Below are 565 nucleotides of genomic sequence, written 5' to 3'. Positions count from 1 at the left end.
TTCAATCTGGGCTCATATCTTTGAGATGTTCAAAGATATCTAAATTTTCTATCTTTAGAATTATAAATTGATAAACAAGACCAAGTAGCAAAATTGTATCTGGGCGAAATACATCATTAGATGATATTGTAGACTTTAGGCTAATCTACTTGGTTTTAATTACATTTAAGTTTCAATAGTACTTAAGCACTAGTTTTACAAATTAGATGCTGTATAAAAAATGAGCGAAGACTCTTGTAATTTTTTGTTTATCCTAAAATATTAAAAGATGAATTTGAAGTATTCAGTAGGTTTAGATGTTTCCAGTAAAAAGATAGATGCTTGCATAAGTGTTATCGATCAAAGACAAAGAGTAATTGTAAAATCTAGCAAAAAGATTTTAAACACAAAAAAGGGATTTGAGGATTTAGTAGCTTGGATTTTAAAACATCAAAAAGATTCGATTCCATTAGTTATATGTATGGAAGCTACAGGTATTTATCATGAAAACTGTGCTTATTTTTTGTATGAAAAAGGATTTACAGTTTCTATTATTTTGCCAAATAAGGCAAAAAAGTACTTAGAA

The 565-nt window shown here is 27.4% G+C and carries 1 protein-coding gene; it reads left to right on the top strand.

The window, feature by feature from the left end:
* Positions 1 to 268: 268 nt before the first annotated feature.
* The coding region (locus Q0762_RS13910) for a transposase (RefSeq protein ID WP_298767738.1) at positions 269 to 565 on the top strand (297 nt) is incomplete at its 3' end.

The sequence above is a fragment of the uncultured Polaribacter sp. genome (genome assembly GCF_947495205.1).
GTDB lineage: Bacteria > Bacteroidota > Bacteroidia > Flavobacteriales > Flavobacteriaceae > Polaribacter.
Note: the sequence above shows the minus strand (reverse complement) of the source record. Positions and strands in the feature narration are given on the sequence as shown.